General features: G+C 68.4%; 2 protein-coding genes, 1 tRNA gene and 2 pseudogenes. 3 read left to right on the top strand and 2 right to left on the bottom strand.

Annotation, left to right across the window (positions count from 1 at the left end; translation table 11 throughout):
• Window positions 1–518 precede the first annotated feature (518 nt).
• Entirely contained in the window at window positions 519–1,769 is a 1,251-nt protein-coding gene (locus GA0115259_RS26460) for a cytochrome P450 family protein (RefSeq protein WP_093601665.1), read from the top strand.
• A gap of 357 nt (window positions 1,770–2,126) precedes the next feature.
• Here GA0115259_RS26460 and GA0115259_RS26455 read toward each other — a convergent pair whose 3' ends face one another.
• Window positions 2,127–2,648, bottom strand: coding sequence for a P-loop nucleotide/nucleoside kinase family protein (locus tag GA0115259_RS26455; RefSeq protein WP_093601663.1), 522 nt, complete (start codon window positions 2,646–2,648; stop codon window positions 2,127–2,129).
• A gap of 121 nt (window positions 2,649–2,769) precedes the next feature.
• Between GA0115259_RS26455 and GA0115259_RS42195 the strand changes: the two are divergent.
• Together GA0115259_RS42195 and GA0115259_RS40590 are read left to right on the top strand one after the other, a co-directional pair.
• Window positions 2,770–3,220: pseudogene (locus GA0115259_RS42195) on the top strand (transposase); the annotation flags it as partial.
• Between the two features lie 353 nt (window positions 3,221–3,573).
• A tRNA-OTHER gene (locus GA0115259_RS40590) sits at window positions 3,574–3,642 on the top strand.
• Window positions 3,643–4,003: 361 nt separating this feature from the next.
• Here the strand turns inward: GA0115259_RS40590 and GA0115259_RS41230 are convergent.
• Window positions 4,004–4,515, bottom strand: a pseudogene (locus GA0115259_RS41230) (transposase); the annotation flags it as partial.

Here is a 4,515-nt window from a genome sequence, read left to right as displayed (position 1 = left end):
ACCTCGGCGGAACCTCCCTCGCCGAGAGCGCCCTGTCCATCCTCGCCGAGCTCGTCGCGGTGAACAACGGACGCAACGGACGCCGACTGCGCGACGGCCACCTGCCCATCCGCGCCACCACGGCCACGGCGTATGCACAAAGCGCGTGACACGATCAAGGCGCGCACCGCGCTCGCCATCGCCACCAGCGACACCGGCGCGGCCTGTAAGCCACGGTGGATCGGACGTGATCGGCCATGGACCGGGAGCGGAGCCACGGCTGGTCGCGGTGACAGTGCCATGGAAGACGCAGGGGCTGCCACGGCTCGAAAGTCCTTGAGGGCGTTGATTGTTCGCTTGCGTCCCGGTTCAGCCTCTGTGCGTGGCGCGTTCGTCACCGTTGCCAGGCTCCGGATCGTCGCGTAGAAGAAAGAGGACAAGCCCGACGCTGTGCGGGGCGGCGTTCCCGGCCCTGCTGATTCCGACATCGACAACTGCGATGTGCGCGCGGCGGGCACGGCAGCCGAGAGGAGTGCAATATGTCTGCTTTATTCGATTCTCGCTGTCCTGTGCTGGATCCCACCGCCCGTGCCGCCCACGCCGAGGCGGCTGTCCTGCGCGCCATGGGCCCGGCAACCGCGGTCGAACTCCCGGGGGGTGTCCGCGCCTGGTCGGTCACGCGCCACAGCGTCATCCAGAAACTGACCAACGACCCCCGTGTCTCCCGCGATCCTCGTCGGCACTGGCCCGGCCTCGCCGGTGTACCCGAGGGCTGGCCCCTTGCGGTCTCCGCCCTCATGCAGAACTTCCTGAACACCTACGGCGAGGAGCACCGCAGGTTACGCCGCAGGATGGCCCCGTCGTTCTCACCGCGACGGGTGGAGGCAATGCGTCCACAGATCCAGGCGACTGCGGACCGTCTGGTCGAAGCGCTCCGCTCCCTGTCACCCGGCCAGAGTGCCGACATCCGGCGCACACTGTCCCTGCCCCTGACCATGACGGTCATCTGCGACCTGTTCGGTGTCCCCGACGCCCTCCGGGAAAACCTCGGTGCCTCCATCGACGCGCTGATGGACACCACGGCAAGCCCCGAGCAGGGACAAGCCCGCCTGGCCGGACTTTACACACGGCTCGCCGAGTTGCTGGAGCACAAGAGGGCGCATCCCGGTTCCGACTTCACCAGCGACCTGCTCACCCTGTCCGCGGACGGTGAGGCGCCACTGGCCGACAAGGAACTGCTCGACCATCTCTTCCTCATGCTCGCCGCAGGATACGAGACAGCCGTCAACCTGATCACCAGCGCCGTCCACGCCCTGCTCTCCCGGCCCGAACACCTTGTCCATCTCCGCCTGGGCACAGTCAGCTGGGATGACGTGATCGAAGAGACGCTGCGCCACAACGGCCCGATCATGCACCACCCGATGCGCTACGCCATCGAGGACATCGACCTCGGCGAAGGCGTCGTCATCGGCAGGGGCGAACCGGTCATCATCGCCTTCGCGGCCGCCGGACGTGACCCCGAGATCCACCCGGACAGCCCAGACATGTTCGATCCCACCCGAAGCGGAAAAGAACACCTTGCCTTCGGACACGGCCCCCACTTCTGCCTCGGTGCCCACCTCGCCCGGGCGGAAACCCACGTTGCTCTGACCACCCTGTTCGCCCGCCTGCCACACCTCGCTCTCGCCCACCCCGGCCAGCGGCCTGCCCCCGTCCCCTCGCTCTCCCTCAACGGCCCCGCCCATCTCCACGTCATCCCTCACCCCAGAGCTCCAGCAACCCCCGTGTGATTTCCCACCGAACCGCGAACTCTGCCTGGTCCCGGGCAAGGGCGAGGGAACCACTCTCGCCGATTTTCCAGGCGCGGCGCCGACTTCCGCTGCCGCGCTGGAAGTACCGCGAGCGAGGCGTGTGCCCGCGGTGCAGGTATGAAGGGAGCAGGCTGGCCGCTGGTGGGAGAGCTGTGACGCCCCGTAGTTGGCAAGTGACGCGGGTTGGATGGCAACCTCTGATCACGTGTTGTGATCTGCCTCTTCGAGGATTGTGCTGGCGTGGCCGGTAGAGGGCAGTGGCGGTACTTGGTCGGCTGTCGGGCACGCCGCCCACCTCTCTGCATGCCGGGTAACGCGTGGTGGGCGGATCAAGCCTCAGCCCTTGACGGCCTCCGCAATCTGCAGGGCCGTCTGGGCGGGCGTGAGGTGTGTGGTGTCGACGACTTCGGCCTCGCTGTGGAGCCACGAGCGGGCCGCCTCGGCATAGGGCTCAAGGTATGTGAGACGGAATGGGGAGGGGCCAAGAAGAGTGTCCCCCTCGATACGCCCGCGGAGGGTGTCCTGGTCGGCGTGGAGGACGAAGTGCCGTACCGGAATAGCATGTTGGGCGAGACCCGCACTGATTTCGCGCCAGTACTGCTCGACCAGGACAGTCATGGGCATCACCAGAGTGCCGCCGGTGTAGTCGAGTACGCGGCGGGCGGTCTCGACCACGAGCGGCCGCCACGGCGGCCAGTCCTGGAAGTTGCCCGTCCAGGGCAGCCCCGGCGTGATGTCCATGAGTGTCTCGCCGACCTTCTCGGCGTCGAACACCCGTGAATCCGGGATCAACTGCTGCACGAGTGCACTGGTCGTCGTCTTGCCTGCACCGTGGGTGCCGTTGAGCCATACGATCACAGGCCCGACGTTACGGTGTGCGAGCCGCGGGCCGGGGCTGCACGTCACAGAACAGGCACGGCAGAAGACCGATACGACGTCGACGTCTCATCGGCGCCCGTCATGGGGTGCCCGCGCCTCAGACCCCGCCTCGCCGAAGGCGGACCCCGCCAGGACAGCCCACCGCGCGCACCGCGGCATCCCCGCCGGGGGGGCTGGGCCTGGAAGAACGCGGGCTCGACTATGTGGCGGGAATCGCCACCACAACCACCGTCCACCCGCACCAGGCACGGCCGCACGCCCCGTCCTACAGCGGCGGCGGCCCGAGGCCCCAACCCGTCTAACCCGAGTCGGCCAGGACCGTGAAGTACCTGGTCATCGCGGCCGGAAAACAAGCCGCGAGGCCCGTGCAGTGGCGGGAGGGCTTTCGCCGGGGCAGCGGCCGCAGCGGCGCCAAGCGCATGTACTCACGATTCGTGGCCCTGCGGGTCAGGCCCGCCGGCCGCGAGATCCGCAAGAACACTGACGGTCCCGAGCTGCCCGAACGGTGGCTGCTGGCCGCATGGCCCGCCACCGAGCCCGAACCCGTCCAACCTGGCCAAGCCCTACTGGACGTAGCTGCCTCGGCTTTGGAAGGTCCGGACAGCATCGGACGGGAGACCTTCGGGGTGGTGCCCCGAAGGCCCCGTCTTCCGTATGCGGGGTCCCACCACCCTTCAACATTTGAGGGTGGTGCAGATCGCTCGCCGCGCCCGGGGATGGTTCCGGGCCCTGGCGGGGCCGCTCCCGCGCCGTGCCTCGGCGTCTGGGATACACGCCCTTGGGGCAACGGCACTTCCGTCGGCTTCGCCGTCTCGGCTGGACTGTGCCCCGGCGCGGGTGTGCGTTCGAGCCCCGGGAACCCGGTATGATCATGGTGTAGCTCCGGTTCACCGCGCGGAGTCACGCGTCTGTGGTCCAAGGAAAGACGTCCGCCTGCCGGCGGGAAATGCAGGTGCAAGGCCTGCCGGGCGCTCGACACGAAAAGGGACCCTTCCTCATGGAGAGGAAGGGTCCCTTTTCGCGCAGCAGCGCAGTCTCACGCCTATCGGTCCCCACGATCGGCCACTGACCGGACCGCCCGGTCGCCACTCAACTCGGCAACGGGAGCAAGCGGACCGGCTGCACCACGTTCGAGCACCTGCGGTCACGGTGTTCGAACCGCGTCCGTCACGAGCGCCCTTTCGGAGGACGGAAGGCGATCTCCGGGCGAACGCGAGAACACCGGCGGCTCATCAGCGTCGAAGCCGGCACAGAGCTTCCCACCCGACGGGTCGGCCGCTGCAGTCGCCCGCCGCCGGGGAGGCCTGATGCCAGGCAAGCGGTAGGCTTGTCGTTTATCCAGTTCGGCGGGGTTTCGTGCCGACCTGGTGGTGGGCGGGTCGGCTGTATGCCTCGCCGGTCGCGAGCACTCGGCCCACGTCATGGCGGGTGGCTGGACGGCGGTTCTTCGAACCCGGCGGTCGACCGGGCCCGGGACGGGATGGTTTCGGTGCACCGGCCGGAGAGCCGGTCTTCGCCCGCAGGTTTCTGAACCCCCTGCGGACCCGGGCAGGCGTCAGTTTGTTCGCCGGGGCCGGCTTCTCCCATGGCCGTCGGAGGTCGGTGGCCAGCGGACGGGCGAGCCGGAGCTGGGCATAGGCGGCGATCACCAGCCACGTCCACCGGTCGGCCGCTTCCGAGCTGCGAAGCCGGGGCTTGGTCCACCCGAGGGTCTGCTTGAACAGGCGAAACGTGTGCTCCACGTCGAATCGGCGGAGGAAGTACTGCCAGCAGCGATCCACATCGTCCGGGGTGGCTCCGGTGCCCGACCACCACAGCCAGACCGGCTTGTTCACCCCGCCGCCGG

This window comes from Streptomyces sp. MnatMP-M17, assembly GCF_900091995.1.
Classification (GTDB): domain Bacteria; phylum Actinomycetota; class Actinomycetes; order Streptomycetales; family Streptomycetaceae; genus Streptomyces.
Note: the sequence above shows the minus strand (reverse complement) of the source record. Positions and strands in the feature narration are given on the sequence as shown.

Bases quoted from the DNA above. Each gene is read 5' to 3' on its own strand.
- GA0115259_RS26460 (WP_093601665.1), top strand. From the start codon at position 519: ATGTCTGCTTTATTCGATTCTCGCTGTCCTGTGCTGGATCCCACCGCC.